Here is a 20003-nt window from a genome sequence, read left to right as displayed (position 1 = left end):
ACCAACACCGGGGATTCCAATGAGCAGTCGCAATTCCCGCAAGCCGTCACGACGTCCTCCCGTCGGAGGCATCGTGCACGTCTACCAGCGATACGATCCCCAGCGATTTCCCGGTCCACGGCAACCGACCGCCGACATCGTCACTCCCGCCTTCGAGCATCTGCTGGCGTTCGGCGATCTGCGGGAATTGACCGAAGAAGAATTGGCCGAAGCGATCGAACTCGATCCTCGCATGATCGCCGGATTGGGACCGAGTATCGATGCACTGTTGCGCCTGTTGAAAGAGCGCAAGGCCAAAATCCTGGCGACCTACGAAACGCACCGCGTGCAGCGCGAAGCCGCTCGCCGGGTTGAAGACGCTGCAAAGAAAGCACGCCCCCCTGCCCTGTTCCGTGAGGCCTTTCGACGAGCCGTAGCGGAACGTCAAATCTACGACCTCGAGCGACTTTGGTATCGGGCCGAACGCCGCGCGCCGGAATTCTCGCGATGCCTCCCCCGGTTGATCGAACACATGGGCAATCTGTACCAGGTCGAACTGTTGGCATCACGCTATGCGTTCTCCGGCCGCGAACCGCTGACGGTCGAGCAAGCATTGACCGTCAAAGAAGAACTGGAAACGATCGATCGGTTGATCGCTCAATTGGAAGAAGCGAAAAAGAAGGCGAAGCCGGCGATCATCGACATGCAGGCCCTTGCTCGTTTCGCCGAAAAAGAACAGCTCGAGGATCTTCAGCGGATCGCCGACCAAATTCGCGAAATGCTCGACGATCTCGCGCGGCGTCAGGGCCTCGAACGGACCAAGGACGGGTTCGTCTTGACGCCCAAGGCATACCGGCTCTTTCAGGCGAAGTTGCTGGATCGCATCTTCAGCGATATCCAGGCTGCGCGCTCCGGAAGACACCGCGGGCCGATCGCCGGAGAAGGGGCCGTGGAACTGCCCGACAGCGTGCCGTATGAATTCGGCGATTCGCCTGCGGCGATGGACATTCCCGGCACGATGATCAACGCGATGATCCGCTCGGGAACCGGATTGCCGATCCGCTTTCGGCCCGACGACATTCTCGTCCACCGGACGCGCAATACGCCGAAATGTGCCACGGTCGTTCTCATGGATATGAGCGGCTCGATGCGCTACGACGGCCTGTACGTCGACGTCAAGCGGATGGCCCTGGCGCTGCACGGCCTGATCGTCAAAGAATACCCCGGCGATATCCTCCGCTTCGTCGAAGTGTACAGTGTCGCCAAAATGCGGCACCCCTCGGAAATCGCCGCGCTGCTCCCCAAGCCGGTGACGATCTTCGATCCGATCGTTCGGTTGCGGGCGGATATGAGCGACCCGAATTTGACCGAATCGGATCTGCCCCCGCACTTCACCAACATCCAGCACGGCCTGAGCATCGCGCGGCGGTTGCTGGCAGGCCAGGATACGCCCAACCGCCAAATAATCTTGATCACCGACGGCCTTCCTACCGCCCACTTCGAAGAGGAACAACTCTTCTTCCTGTACCCTCCTGATCCGCGTACCGAAGAGGCGACGCTTCGCGAGGCCCACCTGTGTGCACGCGAGGACATCACCATCAACATTTTCTTGCTGTCGAGCTGGAACCAAAGCCGGGCCGACATCCAATTTGCCTACCGACTGGCGGAATCGACACAGGGACGCGTGTTCTTCACAGCCGGGCGCAATCTCGACCGCTACGTCGTGTGGGATTATTTCCAGCGGCGACGGGACATCATCTCCTAACCCCCCCGGCCGCTTTTTTCAACGCAATCCCTCCATCTTGACCGCCCGATGAATCCTCACAGAATCGCTTTCCGGCCGGTCGATAACGAATAAGGGGCATGGTCGGTCTTGAGCTCACGGGAGAGTCGCTGATGGATCCGGTCCAATCTGTGTGCCAAGCCAAGGAAAGTGCCTTGGCGAATCAAATCCAGATGGCCCTCGCCAAAAAGCAACTCGAAGCGGCCAAATCGCAAGGACAGGCGATTGTCGAGCTGTTGGATAACGCTGTTCAACAAAGCAAGAGTCTCGATACCGGAAAGCTGATCGACAAGACGGCCTAACGCCTTCCTCTTTTCTCGGCGCCCCTTTTGACTGCGCGTTATCGGCTTCGGCATTCTTTTCGCTCGGTCGACTGCCGGATCTCGCTCGGCGTATAATCTCACGGCACTCAAGTCGTGCCGTTCTACTGCTATGGGGCGAGTTGTCCACTATCGAGAGGGCTGTGTCATGGCTTCGGATTGGATGATTTACGGCGCCTATGGCTACACGGGCAAGCGGATCGCCTTCGAAGCCTATCGCCGCGGCCAACGCCCGATCTTGGCGGGACGTAATCCCAACGCATTGGAGACGTTGCTTGCGGAGTGCGACGGTGAAATCCGCGATTTTCCTCTCGATTCGGTCGAAGAAATCGCCGATCGACTCGAGGGTTGTCGGCTCGTGCTGCACTGTGCCGGTCCGTTTTCGCAAACGGCGGCACCGATGATGGAAGCCTGCCTTCGCTGCGGCGTTCACTACCTCGACATCACCGGCGAAATCGACGTCATCGAAGCGGCCGCAGCACAAGGCAAACGTGCCGAGAGCCGCGGTGTCGTCCTGATGCCCGCGGTCGGGTTCGACGTTGTACCGAGCGATTGTCTTGCCGTGCGTCTGGCTGAACGCGTTTTGAATGCGACCTCGCTGGAACTCGCTTTTGCGACGGCAGGATCGATCAGTCGCGGGACGGCGCGAACCATTGCCGAGGCGATTCCGCGTGGTTGCGTCGTGCGACGCGACGGGCGTCTCGTGCGGGTGCCGTTCGGCACGCTCATTCGGAAGGTACCTTTCGCCGACGGCACGCAAACGGCCGTGGCCGTTCCGTGGGGCGATGTAGCCTCGGCCTGGTATTCTACCGGTATTCCGAACATCACCGTCTACCTGGCCATGCCGCCGAGTCGCGTCCGTTTTCTTCGCTTTTTCGGTCGGTTGGCGCCGTTGCTGCGGCTCGTTTCGCGCGAGCGACTGGCCACTTTCGTCCGCCGTTCGTTGGCACCGCAAGAGCAATCCCCTTCGATACCGGGATCGTTTTGGGGACGGGCAACCGGTGAATCGGAGGCGGCCGCGGCGACTCTGCAAACACCCGACGGCTATCACTTGACCGTTCTGACCGCTTTGGAAATCGCCGGCGAAGTCCTTGCCGGCTCGATTCCTCCGGGCTTCCATACTCCGGCCCAGGCGCTCGGCGGCTATCTGATCGAGCGGTTTCCCGGTTGTCGCTGGGCGTGGACAACGCCGGACGCCTGAGGTCCCCTTCCAAAAGCGGAGTAGGCGCAAAAAGTCAGCCCGGCAGTCGCGCGCTCGCTCAACCGGGCTGGTCCCCCCTGGGCAAGATGTCTCTGGAAATACCTCGCCGCAAACGGAGCTTCCGTTCTCCGCGTGAAGCTTGGTACGAAGGGAATAATCGGCCCAAACGAACCGTAACTTTATGAGCAACCGGGCAAAAAGCGCCGGACCTCTCTCCCGCCCGCCGTACTGACCTAATGCGGCCACACCAAACCTCCCAAGCTGCCTTTCTTGCGTAATCTACAGAAAGATTGCGGATTGGATCGATTCTGCGGGATTCTCTGCCGATACCGATCGTGTGGACCTTGATGTAGGGGCACCTCTGCGCGGTGAGCCTTTTCACCGCCGGATTCCATTCGAAGATCACTCTGGAGCCTACCGATGGCGAACCTCCATCGCAAATGGAAAGCTATCTTGTACCCGTTTTTCTGGGCGGCAATCGGCTTCGCCTCGTTTGCCGCCGTCGTTTCGCTACCGATTCCCGGCATGGGCATCGTGCGGCGATACACGACCGGCCACCCGGTGGAGTATATTGAAACTGCTCTGTTCTTTTTGGGCGCCGCGGTTTTGGTGCTGAAACTGCTTCGCACCGCGGGAGAATATCGCCTGCTTCAACAGCTCGAGGGACGCCTTGACTCGGAACTCGGCGATCTGAAGGCCTCCTCGATTCACGAAACGGCCTTCGGCAAGTTGCTCGGAGCGTTCGACCGCATTGTCGATCGACTGCGGCAGCTTTCGCCGTCGAAACGCGACACCTACCCGGTCCGGCGGATCGAATCGTTGTTGGAACACCTGATCCACCGGCAATCGCCCGAGGGAATCGACGATCGCGTCGTCCTTTTGGCCGACCAAGATCGTGAAGAGCAGGATCGCAGCTTCGGCTTTGTACGACTGATCGTGTGGGCGATTCCCATTCTCGGTTTTTTGGGCACCGTGATCGGGATTGCCTTGGCGCTGGGCAATCTTTCTCCGAAAGCCTTGGAAGAAACTCTGCCGGTCGTAATGGCCGGTTTGACGGTGGCCTTCGACACGACCGCCTTGGCGTTGGCCTTGTCGATCATCCTGATGTTCCTTCAATTCGTAGCCGATCGGTACGAATCGGGCATGCTCAGCCAGTTGGATCGACTGGTCGACGAGCAGATTACCGCTCGCCTTCCGGCTGTCGACCCGGCGGCAAACGGCGAACTCGCCCCGGTTCGCTCGTTGCTGGAGACGATGATTTCGGCCCAAGCCGAGTCGCTTCGCCGACAAGAGGAACGCTGGAATACGCTGTTGGATCGCCTCGGCGCGACATTGGCTGCGGCGATTACCGAAAGCAGCGAGGCCGTCGCCGCCTCGCTGGGAAACCGGCTTGCCGACGCGACCGATCGTCATTTGACTCGCCTGGCGGAAGTCGAATCCGAATCGCGCAACCGGACCGAATCGCGTTGGTCTGCCTTGATCGAGGAAGCCGCCGCCGCTACCGCGCAACTGCGAAGTTTGCAGTCGACAATGGAACGACACGTCCAAACCGTCGGACGTGCCGTCCAGGCGACCGACGAAATCGCCAAGCTCGAATCGGCATTGAACCGCAATCTGGAAACACTTGCCGAAACAGGACGGTTCGAAGAGGTCGTGGCCAGCCTTGCCGCTGCGGTCAACCTGCTCAGCACGCAATTGGATCGACGGGCACACAGTGCGGCAGGCAGGGTTCGGCTCGATTCCGACAGCGCGAGTGAAGCCGCATGAGTGTGCGACGGCACGTTTCCATATCGAAGACGGACGGAACCCCCGTCTCACTGTTTCCCTTTCTCGCCGTGCTCATCTGTACGATGGGCGCGCTGATCGTGCTGTTGGTGGTCATGGCACGCCAAATGCGTCTCGAAGCGATCCAATCGGTGACCTCGACCGAACCGACCCTTTCGGTGGACGAAATCCGGAAACTAGGCGAAGAACTCGACTGGCAAATCGAAGCGCTCACTGCCTCGAAAGAACACACCGAAAAGCAGCTCGCCGACGCAAGGCGGTTGTTGGGCCATGCCGAGCAACATATTCGTGAGCTGCGCGAAGAAGTCGTGCGTCTCGAGGCCGAGTTGAAACGCCCGCCTCAGCACTCTGATTCGTTCACCTTGGAAGAACTGGAAGCCAAGGCCGCTCGCTTGGAAGAGGCCGTCGCCAAGGCGGAGGCGGAACTGGCGGAAGCAAGACGAAAGGCAAGGGAACGCTCCTACGCCGTCATTCCTTTCGACGGCAAGTACGGCACCCGACGAATCCCCATCTATCTCGAGTGCCGCAGCGACGCCGTCATTCTTCAACCGGAAGGGATCCGGTTCACCGTGTCCGACTTCAGCGGTCCGCTGGGCCCGGGAAATCCGCTCGATGCGGCGCTGCGGGCGGTCCGTGAATACCTCATGCAGTCGGGTCGCTTCGATTCGTCGCAAGGCGAGCCGTATCCTTTGTTGTTGGTTCGGCCCGACGGGATCGCGGGTTACTACGCCGCCCGAGCCGCGATGACGTCGTGGGGCAGCGAATTCGGGTATGAACTGATCGAAGCCGACTGGGACTTGGCGTTCCCGGCCCCCGATCCGCGACTGGCCGAACTGGTGGTCACAACCGTTGCCGAAGCTCGCTTTCGGCAGAAGTTGCTCGCTCGAGCGGCTCCTCGCAAGTACGGTCGCTCCGGCGGTGCATCCGAATCGGTTGCCGACGAGAACGCATTTCCGACCTTCTCGGCTCCGATCGAGGCCGAACGATCGCGCAGCCCTTCCGGTGAGTATGCCGAGGTCGCGGAAAGCGCCTCGGAAATTCGCCCGCCGGTCGGTTCAGCACTCGCGGCCGACGCCCCGGCGACCGGTGGTACACGCCTTTCTCCGCCCAATGCCGCAAACTCGAATGAAGGGCAACCGAACCGCACTTGGGCAGGCGAAACACCCAAACATGGTGTCGCAGTCGGCGGCAGCGTACGTCCGCTGGCACGTACCCGCGGCGAAAACTGGGGATTGCCCGACCACACAGCGGACGGAATTCCCGTCACGCGGCCGGTCCGTGTGGATTGTTATCCCGACAAGCTCGTGATCGTACCCGACACGCCCGGTGCGGCGCCCGTTGAAATCGAGGTCCGCGGTTCGCTCGAACCGAGTATGGATCGCCTGGCTTCCGCTCTGTGGAACATCATGGACGGCTGGGGGATCGCCGGCTACGGCATGTATTGGAAGCCCGTGCTCGCCGTTCGAATAGCGCCGGGCGCCGAATCTCGCTATGAAGAGCTGAAAATCCTGCTGGAAGACAGCGGCCTGGCCGTCGAGCAGTCTCGATCCTCTCCCCGATGACCGCCGCGCCGTCCAACGCCGGAAGCAACCATGATCCGAAAACGCAAACCTCGGAACAGACAGCAACCTGGTTACGATTCGTTCCTCGACATCGTAACGAACATCGTCGGCATCTTGATCATTCTGGTCATGGTTGTCGGCGTCCGGGTCAAGCATGCGCCGCCGTTGTCGATCGCGCCTCAAGCGGCCCCTTCGCACGCGATGATCGAAGAACTGGCCGCGAGAAAATTGCGAGTCGAAACGCTGAGGAGCGAGATCGCCCAGCTCGCATCCCAAATCGAAGCCATCGAACGGGAACGCGTCGTTCGCCAATTCGAGCGAGAACAACTCGTCGCTCTGAAACTGGCTTTGGAAGAAAAGCTTGCCGAGGTCCGTTCCTCTCTCGATACTCAGTCGCGGCGGCGTGCGGAACTCGAAGCCCGCATCGCCGAGGCGAAACGGAAAGCCGACGATCTTCTTCGCGAGCGGGCCGCGTTGGACGAGGCCTCTCAGCCGATCGAAATCCGGCACCGTGTGACACCGCTCGGCAAGAAAGTCGACCACGAAACCGAAATCCACTTTCGACTGGAAAACGGGCGGATCACGTTCATCCCCTTGGACGAACTACTCAAGGAGCTTGTCGACGACGCCCGAACGCGGGTTCCCAGCCTGCTGCGAATGCCTGAAATCACGGCAACCGTCGGACCGATCGGTGGATATCGCCTGCGGTACACGTTGGGGCGGCAATCCGCAACACCGGAAGACCGCTGGAGCGCCGGCCCCGTCGCCGGGGGGCGAATCGAACTGAAACGCTGGGTCTTGATTCCCTCCGGAACGGTGACCGGCGAAACGGTGGAGGAAGCCTTGCAAGCGACCTCGATGTTCCGCCGTCGTTTGGCCGGATACGATCCGCAAACGACCGTCATCACGATTTGGGTGTATCCGGAAGATTTCGGCAACTTTCGCAAGCTGCGCGATGTCGTGCACGAACTTGGATACGCCGCAGCAGCGCGCCCGCTGCCGAAGGGCTTTCCGATCTCCGGGGCACCCGACGGAAGCAAATCGATGGCCGAATGATCCGTCATTCTCCCGGCCGTCCCCCAAACGCCTTTGCGGTCAATCGCCTTCCGTCACGAGGCGTATCCCCTCTTCGACCGCCTCGCAAATGCGGTCGATTTCATCCAGCGAGACGGCCAACGGGGGCATGATGACGATGACGTTCCCCAACGGCCGCAGCCAAACCCCCCGTTTGCGCGCGTGATCGCATACCTGCATGCCGCGTTTTTCTTCCCACGGATAGGGCGTCTTCGTCGACCGATCGGCCACCAGTTCGACGGCGGCAATCATGCCGCGTTGGCGTGCATCCCCCACATGCGGCAACTGCGCGATACGTTCGAGGTGTAGCGACAATCGATCGATCTTTTCCGGCAAATGGGCAAGGGTCTGCTCTTTTTCGAACACGTCGAGCACGGCCAAAGCGGCTGCGGCGCCCAACGGATTGCCGCCGTAGGTGTGTCCGTGGAAAAACGTCTTCGACTCGGCGTAGGTTCCCAAGAAAGCGTTGTAGATTTCGTCGGTGGCCAGCGTAGCGGCCAGCGGCATGTAGCCGCCGGTGATCCCCTTCGCCAAACACAGAAGATCGGGCACGACGTCTTCGTGCTCGCAGGCAAACATCTTCCCGGTTCTTCCGAAACCGACGGCCACCTCGTCGGCGATGAGGAGAACATCGTACTTGCGTGTGAGTTCCCGCACCCCTCGCAGATAGCCGGGTGGATGCATGATCATGCCCGCGGCCCCCTGCACCAACGGCTCGATGACCATTGCCGCGATCTCCGATGCCCGCTCGGCCAATACCGCTTCGAGTTTCGCGAGGTGGTGCGCCGTCAACGCTTCGTCCGACATTCCCGCCGGCCGCCGATACGAATCGGGGACGGGCAATCGAATCGTCTCGAACAACAACGGGTGAAACATCGCGTGAAAGCGTTCCACACCGCCGACACTCACCGAACCGATCGTATCGCCGTGGTACGCATCACCCAACGCCACATACAGTCGTTTCTCGGGTCGCGGATCGGGACGTTGTCGCCAATACTGAAACGCCATTTTCAACGCGACCTCGACGGCGGTGGCCCCGTCGTCCGAAAAGAACACATGCGTCAATCCCGCTGGAGCGATCTCGGTCAGTCGCTTGGCCAGCCGGATGGTCGTCGGATTCGAAAGCCCGAGATTCGTCACATGAGCGGTGCGGGCAAGTTGTTCTCGAATCGCCGCATCGATGACGGGATGGCGATGACCGTGAATGTTGCACCACAGGCTGCTGACACCGTCGATGTAGCGGTTTCCATCGAGGTCGATCAGGGTGCACCCTTCCGCCCGCTCGATGATGAACGGCTCGTACTCGGCCATCTGTGTGAAGGCGTGCCAGACGATCTCACGGTCCCAACGTTCCAGGTCTTCCCGCGAGGGGCGGCGAGCGGTATTCGATGCGCTATTAGGTTCGTTGTTCATGGTCGTATCCGACGCTCCAATCGATGGATCGCTGCCGTCGGGTCAGAAACAAAGGTCGTTTTTGCTTATCGACGGCACGAGACGAAGACCTCGACACCCGGCCTTACGCCCAGCGTAGCGGCTGCGTCTCCGTCGACTTGGGCAATTTCGAGAAAGCCGTGCGATCCGATGAGAGCCACCAACATGCCGGGAGAGGCCTCGGCGTACGTGTGCACGAAATGCTTGACTTCTCGATCGCCGACGAGAAAACCGGTCAGTCGGGCGGGCGGCGGCAATTGGGTTCCGAGAATGTTCGTCACGAGGTTTCCAAACGGATCGACCGTCACGATCTCGCCGCGAATCCCCTCGGGTGTGACCTCCGGTTCGGGCCACCGGATTGTCGATTGCAGACAATGGGTCGGCCCCAATTCCTGTGGCTCGATGCCGACCGCCAGATGTGCCGCTGCCGGTGCCATGATGTCGCGTCCATGGAACGTCGCGGAAATCTCCGCCCCGCGGTATCGCGGGTTCTCCAATCGAACGCACCAGTCGGGTGAAGCGCGCCGGCACACCAGCGACAGCACGCCGTTGTCGGGTGCGACGAACCGTCGGCCGTCGATCTCTGCCGCGACGCACGCCCTGTCGGTTCCCACGCCGGGATCCACCACCACCAAGTGGACGGTTCCCCGCGGAAAGGACCAGGCCACCTGATCCAAGATCCACGCGGCCTGCCGGACGTCTTGCGGCGGAATGCGATGCGAAATGTCGACCAAATACAACTCGGGCGAAATCGACAGCATCACCCCGCGCATGATCGCCGTGTAATGGCTGTCGACACCGAAATCGGTCGTCAACGTGACGATCGGCTTCACATTTGGTCGATCAATTCCTGACACCGCTCTTGCACCTGCGCCGGGTTGACGTTCGGGTTTCGCTTTTTCGCCAGTCCTACCAGTCGACCGATAACCTTGGGATTGCCCGCCTTCACTTTGGCGACCACATCCGGATTCTGCTCGACCAGTTCGCGACACAAGGCGTCGATTTCAGCCTCATCGACCTCTTCGAATTGCAGTGCGTTCAACGCCTTTTCGACCGTCCCGCCGTTCTCGACAAGATATTCAAAGACCTTTCGCGCCCGGGCGGTATCGAGTCGCTTGCTTACCACACGCGTGAGCAAGTCTCCCAATGTTTCGGCCGATACCGAAAACGTGTCGATCGTCTTGCTTTGGGCGTTCAACGTTCGCAACACGTCTTGCTGCAACCAGTTGGCCGCCGTTTTCGGCTCACCGCAGCACTCGGCCAGTTTGCGGAAATAGGCGACGAACTCGCGCCCCTGCGCGACGATCACCCCCGCATCGTAGCCGGGTAGACCGTACCGTTCCCGCAATTCACGCCGCAAATCCGCGGGAAGTTCGCCCAACGAGGCTCGCGCGGCCTCGACTTCTTCGTCGGTGACCGTCACGGGCACCAGGTCGGGATCGGGAAAGTAACGGTAATCGCTGGATTCTTCTTTCGATCGCTGGGCGCGGGTCACTTGCGATTCTTCATCCCATCCGCGGGTTTGCTTGGGAACATCGCCCAGCCGATGCCCGTTTTCCAAGAAGGCTTCGTACTGACGCTTCGCTTCGTAGGCCAGCGCCCGCTCGACCGCGCGGAAACTGCCCATGTTCTTGATTTCGACGATCGGTGTGGCGGCCGTACCGTCTTCGGTGGGAATGTGCAGGTTGATGTTGGCATCGACCCGCAAACTTCCCTCTTGCATGTTGCAGTCGGAAACCCCGATGTAATTCAACAGTAACTTCAACTCGGTGAGGAAAGCCTTAGCCTCTTCGGGAGACCGAATGTCGGGTTTGGTGACGATCTCCAGCAACGGTGTACCGGTACGATTGAGGTCGATGCGGCTGTCGGCCCGCCCGGCCGCCTCGTCGTGCATGCTCTTGCCTGCATCCTCTTCGAGGTGCGCTCGGATGATCCCGATCCGTCGAACGCCCTCCCCTGCCGGATCGTCGATTTCGAGCCATCCCTCGCTGCTGAACGGCAAGTCGTACTGGCTGATTTGGTATCCCTTGGGGAGGTCGGGATAGTAGTAGTTCTTGCGGTCCCATTTCGTAAACCGGGCAATTCGGCAGTTGAGCGCCAATGCCGCTTTCATGGCCAATTCGAAGGCTCGACGATTCATCACCGGCAGAACGCCGGGCATACCGATACACACCGGGCAGGTCTGCGTGTTCGGCGGTGAACCGAACTTCGTCGAACAGCCGCAAAAGAGTTTGCTCTCGGTCAACAACTGGACGTGAACTTCCAGCCCGATCACGATCGTGTAGTCGGCGGCAGCGGCATTGGTCATGTCAACCGATCCTCGGATAATCCGTCGTTTCGTTCGCCCGTTCGTCGCGACGCAATCTGCTCCCACGGCACCGTCTCAACCAAGCGACGGCAATTTCGTGTGCCAGTCGGTTTCCCGCTGGAACATGGCCGCCCCCTGAAGAAGCAAGTCTTCACGGAACCAAGGTGCCTGCAAATGCAAACCGACGGGCAACCCCTCGGAGGTAAACCCGCACGGCACCGAAATTCCCGGCAAACCGGCAAGGTTCGTACCGACGGTATACAGGTCGAACAGGTACATTGCCAGCGGGTCGTCGATTTTGTCCCCCAACTTGAAAGCGGGACCGGGGGTGACCGGCCCGACAATCAAATCGACGTCGGCGAACGCAGCATCGAAATCGTTTTTGATCAAGCGACGCACACGCGAGGCCTTCAGGTAGTACGCGTCGTAGTACCCGGCGCTGAGGGCATACGTTCCCAACATGATTCGGCGTTTGACTTCGGGGCCGAATCCTTCCGCCCGCGTCTTCCGGTACATGCGAACCAAAGCCGAATCGATTTCTTCGGCCGCCGTCGTGTCGCCTCGCTCAAGGCAAGCCTTGCGTTCCGCCGCCAGTTCGTCGAGCACCGCCTTGACGTCGGTTCGATACCCGTAGTGCACACCGTCGTAACGCGCGAGGTTACTCGACGCCTCGCACGGCGCGATGATGTAGTACGCCGCGACGGCGTACTTACTGTGCGGAAGCGAGATTTCTCGAACGTCGGCTCCCAACGAGCGATAAACTTCGATCGCTTCCCGAACGGCCGCTTCGACCTGCGGGTCCAGCCCTTCGGCGAAGTGTTCCCGAACGACACCAAGCTTCAATCCGTCAAGCGACCTACCGACCGCTTCGGTATACGCGGGCACATCGCGGTTCACCGAAGTCGAATCCCGCGGATCGTGCCCGGCGATGACCTCCAACAACAAGGCACAGTCGTCGACGCTGCGGGCAAGAGGGCCGATTTGATCCAAGCTACTGGCGAACGCGACGAGACCGTACCGACTCACACGCCCGTAGGTAGGTTTCAAGCCCGTGACGCCGCACAACGCGGCCGGTTGTCGGATTGATCCGCCGGTGTCGGACCCGACCGACAACGGTACCATTCCGGCCGCCACGCACGCAGCGGCACCACCGCTGGAACCACCGGGAATACGAGCGGTATCCCAAGGGTTTCGCGTGGGCTTGAACGCGGAGTTTTCCGTCGATCCGCCCATCGCGAACTCGTCCATGTTCGTCTTGCCGATGATGACCGCATCGGCGCGACGCAAACGTTCGATCACGTCGGCATCGTAGGGGGGGCGAAAATCGGCCAACATGCGTGAAGCGCAGGTCGTCGGCAGGTCCTTGGTGCACAACACGTCCTTCACGGCGACCGGCAAGCCGGCAAGCCGACCGAGCTTTTCACCGGCCTTCCGCTTACGGTCGACGGCTTCCGCTTGTGCGAGGGCACCCTCGGCATCGACCGTCAGAAACGCGCCGATCGTTTCGTCGTGCGATTCGATACGGTCCAAACACGCCTTCGTCAGCTCGACTGCTGAAACCTCCCCTTTTTCCAACGCGTTCAGCCACTCGACGGCGAAGCGATCGGTGATATCCATGAGGACCCCCGAACTATCGTGAAAGAACAAGAGGACCGACTGCGAGGACCGGCAATCGCCGGGGAACGAGAACTACAAGTCTCCAAGCACCGCCGGCACGCGATAGCACTCGCCGTCGTGATTCGGTGCGTTCGCCAAAGCCTTTTCGCGAGGCAGACTCGGTTTCACCTCGTCGGCGCGGAACACGTTCGTGACGTCGGCGGCATGCGCCAACGGCTCGACGCCGTCGACATCGGCCTCTTCGAGAAGCCGCATGTAATCGAGAACTTTCGCCAATTGCCCGGCCATGACGTCGATTTCGTCGTCCGAGAGCGCCAACCGAGCCAACAGCGACACTTTTTCCACGTCGGCACGCGACAGTCCCACGATGAGTCCTCCCCCAGAATTCGCGCCGATTAACCGGTTTAGCGACGATTCTCCGAAAAGACGACCGCGCAAGCAAAACCGCCTGCGAACCCGAAAGTGTCGAAGGCGGTCCGATGCGCACGTCGATCGCGACTGGGGCCGGCCTCCGGCGCCCGGTGTCACGTCGTTATTTCTTACGGCGTTTGCGTCCCTTGCCGGCGCCGGAAGCCAACACGGCTTCCGCATCGGCGGGCAGTTCGAACGGCTTCTGCCGAATCCGCTTCGTCACAGCCCCCGATCGCAGGCACTGAGTGCAAACACGCACGCGGCGAGGCGCACCGTTCTTATCCGTAATACGAACCCGCTGGAGGTTGGGACGAAACCGCCGGCGACTAATACCGGTAATCTTGGTACCGACACCACCGAGGTATTTCGCCCTACCCTTTGTAGTGATCGAACGGCCTTGAACGCCGGTCTTTCCACAAATTTCACACTTCTGCGACATATCTGGACTCCTTGGGGAGGCCTGCAATGGCGAAAGAAACCCTTAGTATATCGGTCGTTCGAGGCATTGCAAGAGGACGCGAACCTCCCTATATCTGGGTGTTTGCTACCACCGTGCCAACGTATTCTTTCCGAATTCCTTGCACGCCTGCTTTGCGCCATTACAATCGATCTCGGCATCAATCCACACGTAGCTCCCGCAAGCTGCCATTTTGCATACAGGCTTACGATTTTGCCGAAATCAACGGGATCCGTTTCTCGGCAACCAGGATCGGGGTGTCCAACCATGAAAAAGCACTGTAGCTGCCGATTCCTTCGGCCCGGTGTGTGGACGGCGTTCGTCGCTGCGTGCACGATCATCCTCGGCACGGCGTCCGAGTCGATTCGGGCCGGAGTTCTCGAAATCCCGCTGATCCCCGAACTCGATTGGTACGGTGACCAGATCGAAACGGTCCAAATTTACGAAAGCGGCGGAGAACAGCGAGCTGCCTTCGGCATTTGGGATACGGGAGCCAGCGTCGTGACCCTTTCGGCGGCCGACCAAGAGGGCTTCTCCCTTCAAGGAAACCCGGTCCCGATCAAAGTCCCCGGCGGTGCTCAGGCCGGTGCCATCGACGGAACGGTCGTCGGAGATGTTTCTCAACCGGTGAGTTTTTGGGCCGACGGTATCCACGCTGTCACATTCAACTGGTCGGGGCTGTCGTTGGACGCGACCTTCGACCTCACCGGCGGCGTTTCCGTACCCGGCGTGCAAGTGTTTGTCGGCACCTACGACGGCAGCGCCCAGCTCCCCAACATCGCGGGCACTCCAATCCATCTCGGCAAGATCGATCCGTCCGATGCCGGTGCCGCCGCGTTGGTCGACATGCGAGGTTATGCGCTCGACTTAGGCGAACTTTTCGCCGACGACCCGTTCCTCAGTACGCTGTTGGCGGGAATGGTTTATTACATGCCCGATTTGACGTTCGTCCAGCCCGGGCTTCGATTGACGGCGATCGTCGGTGAGACAACCGATCCGGTCCGAATTCCGTTGGCGATGTACGGCGACACGAATCATCCGGCGCCGGGAAACGATTTGACGGTCGCCCCGAATCCGATACAGCCGAACGTCTCCGTCGCCGACGGCGGCGCGCAGCGAACCGATCTCACCTTTCTGCTCGACACGGGCGCGTCGGTAAGTGTGATCAGCAGCGACGTGGCCTCCTCGTTAGGGCTCGACTTGAACGCACCGGAAACCACAATCGACATCGTCGGAGCCGCCGGGGCCCCCGTAGCTGTCCCAGGTTATGTGCTCGACGAACTCGTCGTTCCTTACGATTCGGACCTCGACGGAACGGCCGATAGTGATTTGCGGTTCACGAATGCGCCTGTGTTCGTGATCGATTTCGAATCGGGATTGGACGGAATCCTGGGAATGAATCTCTGGAACTCGGCCGCGGAATTCTTGTACGACCCGTGGGATCCGCTCGGGGCTTCGTTCCAGGCAACGTTTTACACTGCTGCCCGCGAGATCCCCGATCCGGACGAAACCGATCTGTTGGCCCTGGCCGCAGAGGCCGACCCGTTACTCGGCAATCTAGTCACGAGCGGCCCCGCCTTCCCCCGATTCTCACTTGAAAGTGCCGCCGCCCCAGTGCCCGAACCGGCGGCGCTGGTACTGTTTCTCGTCGCGGCCTGTGGCGTCCTCACTGGGCTTCTGCGCAAACGATTCGGCTCACCGAGCGCCGAGCGATAGCCTGGTGGTCCGCAGGCGTGCCGGCCCGAAACTTTCCAAAAAATCCTTGATTCGCGCGCGGCTTTTTCGATAATAAGGTCATCTTGCGCATGCGTGCTCATGCTCCAAGACGACGGCCGACCGGCCGCGGCACATCAGGATGAGACATCGCGAGTCGGTTGGCCTCTAGAGGGCTTCTGCGACGCGTCTCTTCCGCGTGCGACGAGTCTCCGTCGCAACTGCTGCCGAATGCCGACGCTCCGGCTCCCGAAGCATTTCGGGCACGGCTCCGTCGCATCGTCGCGATTCGTACTCCGAGCGGTTTTTTCTTTCGGAGTCCGAAGGCACACGCGGCATGTTCGGCGCGCGATCGTGTGCCGGAAAAACCGAACTGCCGGCTACCTTGATTCGAGAATCGACGTATAGGAGGAATTCATGGGGACGGTTCTTACTCACCTCGAACGCCGATGCGACAGCGGGTTGTGCTTGCTTGCCCTGATGCTTTTGGTCGTCCCGGCGGGTTCCACGACGGCGGCCGATTTCCGCCCGAGTGTGGGAATTGCCGACTTGCCGAAGGCGACCGACCGCATTCCCCGCTTCGGCAACGGCATCGAATGGACGCGTCCCCCGGCCCCGCGTCTTTCGGTCCTTCAAGGCGGTACGCATCCGCCGGTACTCGAAATCGTCTACCCGTGGTCGATCCATTCCGACGTGACGATCGAAACAATGTGGATTCCCGACAACCGGCCGCCGAGCGTATCGACCGACCGGATTCGTCCTCCGCAGTTCGGCCCCCAACACCTGCATGGGAAGATGTGGATCGACTTCCAGCGGCAACTGGACGAAACCTGGACGCTCGATTTGAAGAAAGATCTCAGCATCGAAGATCGAACGTACCAAGTTCGCACGTTCAGGAACACCCAAGGCCGACCGTCGTTGGTGGTGGATCAGATCGTTCGCGTCACACCGACCGACCCGTACGCGTGCTCGTCGTATTGCTACCCCGAGCAATGGTCCCGTGACGCGCGCACGTTGTGGCTCGACCTGAACCATCCTTTGTTTTCCGGCAAGGGAACCCTGCTTGTTTGGTTCCTGCGGAAAGACGCCGTGCTTTGGCGTGCCACACTGTCGGCCGAACTGAAGTAAGCGCCGATCTCGGCCGATTCAACGCCTTGTCCCGAACGGGGCAAGGCCGCTCGCTTCAAAGGCCGAGCACGTCGAACATCGAGTAGAGTCGCGGCTCTTTGCCGACGACGAACTTCGCAGCGGCCAAGGCGCCCAGGGCGTAGGCGTCGCGGCTGCTCGCCCGCACGACGATTTCCAGTGTTTCGCCGAGCATCCCGAAAACAATTGTGTGTTCGCCGGGATTGTCGCCCACGCGGATCGCGTGAAAGCCGATTTCGTCGTGCGGCCTCTTGCCCGGCCGCCCCTCACGCCCGTGACGGAAGGTCGTCTGGCCCATGGCTTGGGCGATCAATTGTCCGAATTTCAAGGCCGTTCCGCTGGGGGCATCTTCTTTGAACCGGTGATGGCGTTCGAGAATCTCGACATCGGCATCGTGATCGGCCAGCGCCTTCGCCGCGGTTTGGGCGAGACGCATCCCCAGGTTCACCGCCAAACTCATATTCGGAGACCACACCACCGGAACGATCGCCGCCAAATCGTGCAGCCGCTGCTGCTGCTCGGCGCTGATTCCGGTCGTCGCGAAGACCAACGGCAATTTCTTTTCCCGACACACCTGCAACAATCCGTCGGTGGCCTCGGGCTTCGAAAAATCGACGACCACGTCGACGGCATGATCCAGCTCGGCGGAAATTGGAACGCCCAAACGGCCGCAGCCGGCGAGCTCACCGGCATCGCTCCCCAAGTCGGGGCAGCCCGGAGCATCGACCGCAGCCCCAAGCTCCAAGTCGTCATCAGCGGCAGTCAAGGCCGTCAATCGCCGCCCCATGCGTCCTGCTGCACCGAAAATTGCAACACGAATACTCTTTTTCGCCATGGTTCTCAGCTTTCTTCGTTCATGCGTGGTCGGTCTATCGAACGCAACAAGCCGACCGCCTTATATTGCGGCAACACCGAGTAAGAACATTCACACAAGGCGAATTCACCCGTACAGTTCGATCGCCTTGATGATCTCGGAAAGGTCGTTCGGCACCGTGACCGCACGGTTGGCAAAAGCCGCACGACGGACCCCGCGTTTACCCAACACCTCGTTGAATAGATGCTGGTCGGTCGTGTGATAGGCCACCGTGGCATTGGGGTCTTTCAGCAAGTGGCCGGTCAGAATGCACACCACACGTTCATCCTTGCCGATGATCCCCTCGTCGACCAACTTCTTCGTTCCGGCGACGCTGGCAGCACTGGCCGGTTCACACCCGATGCCGTTGGCCCCCACGCGGGCTTTCGCGTCCATAATCTCCTGGTCGGTCACCTCGCGAACGACGCCATTGCACACGTCGAGCGCCCGCAAGCACTTCGTCAGATTGACCGGTCGATTGATCTCGATTGCACTGGCAATGGTCGATGCGCGGCGTCCTTCGGCATCCATCTCACCGAAAAAGCCGTCGATGAGCTTTCGATCGGGGCGTCCGCCGTTCCAACGCAAGCCTTCTTGTTCGTAAAGCCTGAAGAGGGTGTTTGCGCCTTGGGCATTGATGATCGCCAGCCGGGGCACACGATCGATCAATCCGAGATCACGCAGCTCCATGAACGCCTTTCCAAAGGCGCTGGAGTTTCCCAGGTTGCCGCCGGGCACGACGATCCAGTCGGGCACTTCCCAGCGTAGCGCTTCAAGCACCCGGTACATGATCGTCTTTTGACCTTCCAGCCGAAAAGGATTCACACTGTTGACAAGATAAATTCCAAGCTTACTACAAACCTCCTGGACGCGCCGCATGGCGTCGTCGAAGTCGCCGGCAATCTGGATCGTCAGTGCCCCATATTCCAGGGCTTGTGACAGCTTGCCGAAGGCAATCTTCCCCGAGCCGATGAAGATCAGCGCCTTCATCAGCCGCGTCACCGAACAATACAAGGCCAACGAGGCACTGGTATTCCCTGTTGAAGCGCAGGCTGCGCGTTTCGCGCCGACAAGCCGCCCGTGCGAAAACGCCGCCGACATTCCGTTGTCTTTGAAACTACCGGACGGGTTCATTCCCTCGTATTGCAGGAACAAACACCCCGCTTCGAGGCCCGCATATTCCGCGACAGCGTCGGCAGGCAGCAACAGCGTTTGCCCTTCGCCGACGGTCACACACAATTCTTCCGGCACGAACGGCAACAGATCCCGGAAGCGCCACACACCGCTGAACGCCAAACGCTCGTGGCGACGGGCCCATTTGCTCTCAAAGTCGGCCAACCGATTGGGTAACGGGAGCCGATCCCATTCGTACGCAACATCAAGCAACCCGCCACACTTGGGGCAACCGACGAGAACCTCTTCAACCCCGAACGAGGCGTTACAGTCCGGATCGATGCATCGCTGATAGACAAATTCTGAAGCGCAAATGGCGACGCCTCACTTTCTGTTCAACAGGAGGACGAAACACCCACACCTCACCAAGCGGTCGACTTGAGCCAGCCATCCGCACGAAGCGCGCAAAAGCCGACGCAGATTCTCAAACCTATACCCCTAAACCCCCTCGGCTGCAAGACTGGCCGGACCGCGCGCAAGTGACGGTCAACCGATCGTTTGTTCGTTCCAGGGGTGAGACGGCTTGCCGATGCCGGGCGAATGGTAGTCTTGATTGGTCAGGTAGTCTCGCAACGCCTCATTGCCGGCCCACACCTCGCGCATGAACCGACTGCGCAAATATCCCATGACAGCGACTTTCTGTTCTCGATTCAGTGCTCCGGGGCCGCGTATCGCCTTCAAAATCTCGTCGGGACCACGTTCGAGCTTCGTAAGCGCGTACCGATCAGCCAGCCGATACGGCACGATCCCCACCAGTCGATGCCCCTCGTCGGTCGATTCGATTTGAAGCTCGACCAATACGAACGTCCCTTGCGAGGGAAGTTTGTCCGGATGCTGTCGAACAGGCACCATTTGGGTGCCACTCTTGATTTGCCATCCTTTGCCGTTGTTTTCCCAGGTGGCAAACAGCCCCGTCCGATCGCAGACGACGTAATGATGCCAAGGAACCAGTTGAGCAGGCGTCTCGACAGCCGGTACGTTCTCCTCGGCAGCGCCGGGTTCGGAGGCGGCCGACGACAAGCCGGGTTCCTCCAGAATCTCAGGAATCCGGATAACCCCCTGGCATTTAGGGCACTTACCCACCCTGCCGGCGTATTCCGGCCGAATCTTGAGTTTTGCCTGGCATTTCGGACACGCGATGATCGCCATGATCTCCCCCTTTTGGGAATGCATACGAGAACATCCCAGGC

17 protein-coding genes are annotated in these 20003 nt (G+C 60.3%); 8 read left to right on the top strand and 9 right to left on the bottom strand.

What is annotated here, in order from left to right; translation table 11 throughout:
- The first annotated feature begins 19 nt into the window (after positions 1–19).
- The 6 genes from ACYQ2I_RS06555 to ACYQ2I_RS06530 all read left to right on the top strand — a co-directional run bounded on the left by ACYQ2I_RS06555 (position 20) and on the right by ACYQ2I_RS06530 (position 7686).
- Complete coding sequence (locus tag ACYQ2I_RS06555; protein ID WP_460166205.1) at positions 20–1744, top strand: vWA domain-containing protein; 1725 nt, start codon at positions 20–22, stop codon at positions 1742–1744.
- Positions 1745–1842: 98 nt separating this feature from the next.
- Entirely contained in the window at positions 1843–2064 is a 222-nt protein-coding gene (locus ACYQ2I_RS06550; RefSeq protein WP_460166204.1) for a hypothetical protein, read from the top strand.
- 166 nt (positions 2065–2230) lie between these two features.
- The gene (locus ACYQ2I_RS06545) at positions 2231–3283 is read left to right on the top strand and encodes a saccharopine dehydrogenase family protein (protein ID WP_460166203.1); all 1053 of its coding nucleotides are present in this window, start codon (positions 2231–2233) and stop codon (positions 3281–3283) included.
- 420 nt (positions 3284–3703) lie between these two features.
- Positions 3704–5050, top strand: coding sequence for a MotA/TolQ/ExbB proton channel family protein (locus ACYQ2I_RS06540; RefSeq protein ID WP_460166202.1), 1347 nt, complete (start codon positions 3704–3706; stop codon positions 5048–5050).
- Positions 5047–6630, top strand: coding sequence for a hypothetical protein (locus ACYQ2I_RS06535; RefSeq protein WP_460166201.1), 1584 nt, complete (start codon positions 5047–5049; stop codon positions 6628–6630). Before ACYQ2I_RS06540 ends, ACYQ2I_RS06535 begins: the two co-directional genes overlap by 4 nt.
- A gap of 30 nt (positions 6631–6660) precedes the next feature.
- The gene (locus ACYQ2I_RS06530; protein WP_460166200.1) at positions 6661–7686 is read left to right on the top strand and encodes a hypothetical protein; all 1026 of its coding nucleotides are present in this window, start codon (positions 6661–6663) and stop codon (positions 7684–7686) included.
- A 39-nt stretch (positions 7687–7725) separates the two neighbouring features.
- Here the strand turns inward: ACYQ2I_RS06530 and bioA are convergent, their stop codons facing one another.
- The 6 genes from bioA to rpmB all read right to left on the bottom strand — a co-directional run bounded on the left by bioA (position 7726) and on the right by rpmB (position 13910).
- The gene (gene bioA, locus ACYQ2I_RS06525) at positions 7726–9117 is read right to left on the bottom strand and encodes an adenosylmethionine--8-amino-7-oxononanoate transaminase (protein ID WP_460166199.1); all 1392 of its coding nucleotides are present in this window, start codon (positions 9115–9117) and stop codon (positions 7726–7728) included.
- Between the two features lie 65 nt (positions 9118–9182).
- Positions 9183–9992, bottom strand: coding sequence for an SAM hydrolase/SAM-dependent halogenase family protein (locus ACYQ2I_RS06520; protein WP_460166198.1), 810 nt, complete (start codon positions 9990–9992; stop codon positions 9183–9185).
- The gene (gene gatB, locus ACYQ2I_RS06515; protein WP_460166197.1) at positions 9965–11443 is read right to left on the bottom strand and encodes an Asp-tRNA(Asn)/Glu-tRNA(Gln) amidotransferase subunit GatB; all 1479 of its coding nucleotides are present in this window, start codon (positions 11441–11443) and stop codon (positions 9965–9967) included. Before gatB ends, ACYQ2I_RS06520 begins: the two co-directional genes overlap by 28 nt.
- Positions 11444–11518: 75 nt before the next feature.
- Positions 11519–13060, bottom strand: a complete 1542-nt coding sequence (gene gatA / locus ACYQ2I_RS06510) for an Asp-tRNA(Asn)/Glu-tRNA(Gln) amidotransferase subunit GatA (RefSeq protein ID WP_460166196.1) — start codon at positions 13058–13060, stop codon at positions 11519–11521.
- A gap of 72 nt (positions 13061–13132) precedes the next feature.
- Positions 13133–13426: an Asp-tRNA(Asn)/Glu-tRNA(Gln) amidotransferase subunit GatC gene (gene gatC / locus ACYQ2I_RS06505; protein ID WP_460166195.1), complete on the bottom strand. Its 294-nt coding sequence runs from the start codon at positions 13424–13426 to the stop codon at positions 13133–13135.
- 166 nt (positions 13427–13592) lie between these two features.
- Positions 13593–13910: a 50S ribosomal protein L28 gene (gene rpmB / locus ACYQ2I_RS06500; protein ID WP_460166194.1), complete on the bottom strand. Its 318-nt coding sequence runs from the start codon at positions 13908–13910 to the stop codon at positions 13593–13595.
- Between the two features lie 285 nt (positions 13911–14195).
- Between rpmB and ACYQ2I_RS06495 the strand changes: the two genes are divergently transcribed.
- Positions 14196–15644 (top strand): retropepsin-like aspartic protease, encoded by a 1449-nt coding sequence (locus ACYQ2I_RS06495; RefSeq protein WP_460166193.1) that lies wholly within the window; start codon positions 14196–14198, stop codon positions 15642–15644.
- Between the two features lie 414 nt (positions 15645–16058).
- Positions 16059–16769 (top strand): hypothetical protein, encoded by a 711-nt coding sequence (locus tag ACYQ2I_RS06490; protein ID WP_460166192.1) that lies wholly within the window; start codon positions 16059–16061, stop codon positions 16767–16769.
- 55 nt (positions 16770–16824) lie between these two features.
- Here the strand turns inward: ACYQ2I_RS06490 and dapB are convergent, their stop codons facing one another.
- The 3 genes from dapB to ACYQ2I_RS06475 form a co-directional block, all read right to left on the bottom strand.
- Positions 16825–17622, bottom strand: coding sequence for a 4-hydroxy-tetrahydrodipicolinate reductase (gene dapB, locus ACYQ2I_RS06485; protein WP_460166191.1), 798 nt, complete (start codon positions 17620–17622; stop codon positions 16825–16827).
- Positions 17623–17727: 105 nt separating this feature from the next.
- Complete coding sequence (locus ACYQ2I_RS06480) at positions 17728–19026, bottom strand: threonine synthase (protein ID WP_460166190.1); 1299 nt, start codon at positions 19024–19026, stop codon at positions 17728–17730.
- 273 nt (positions 19027–19299) lie between these two features.
- Positions 19300–19986, bottom strand: coding sequence for a zinc ribbon domain-containing protein (locus ACYQ2I_RS06475; protein WP_460166189.1), 687 nt, complete (start codon positions 19984–19986; stop codon positions 19300–19302).
- Between the last annotated feature and the right edge of the window lie 17 nt (positions 19987–20003).

The organism is Thermostilla marina, from assembly GCF_054657455.1.
Note: the sequence above shows the minus strand (reverse complement) of the source record. Positions and strands in the feature narration are given on the sequence as shown.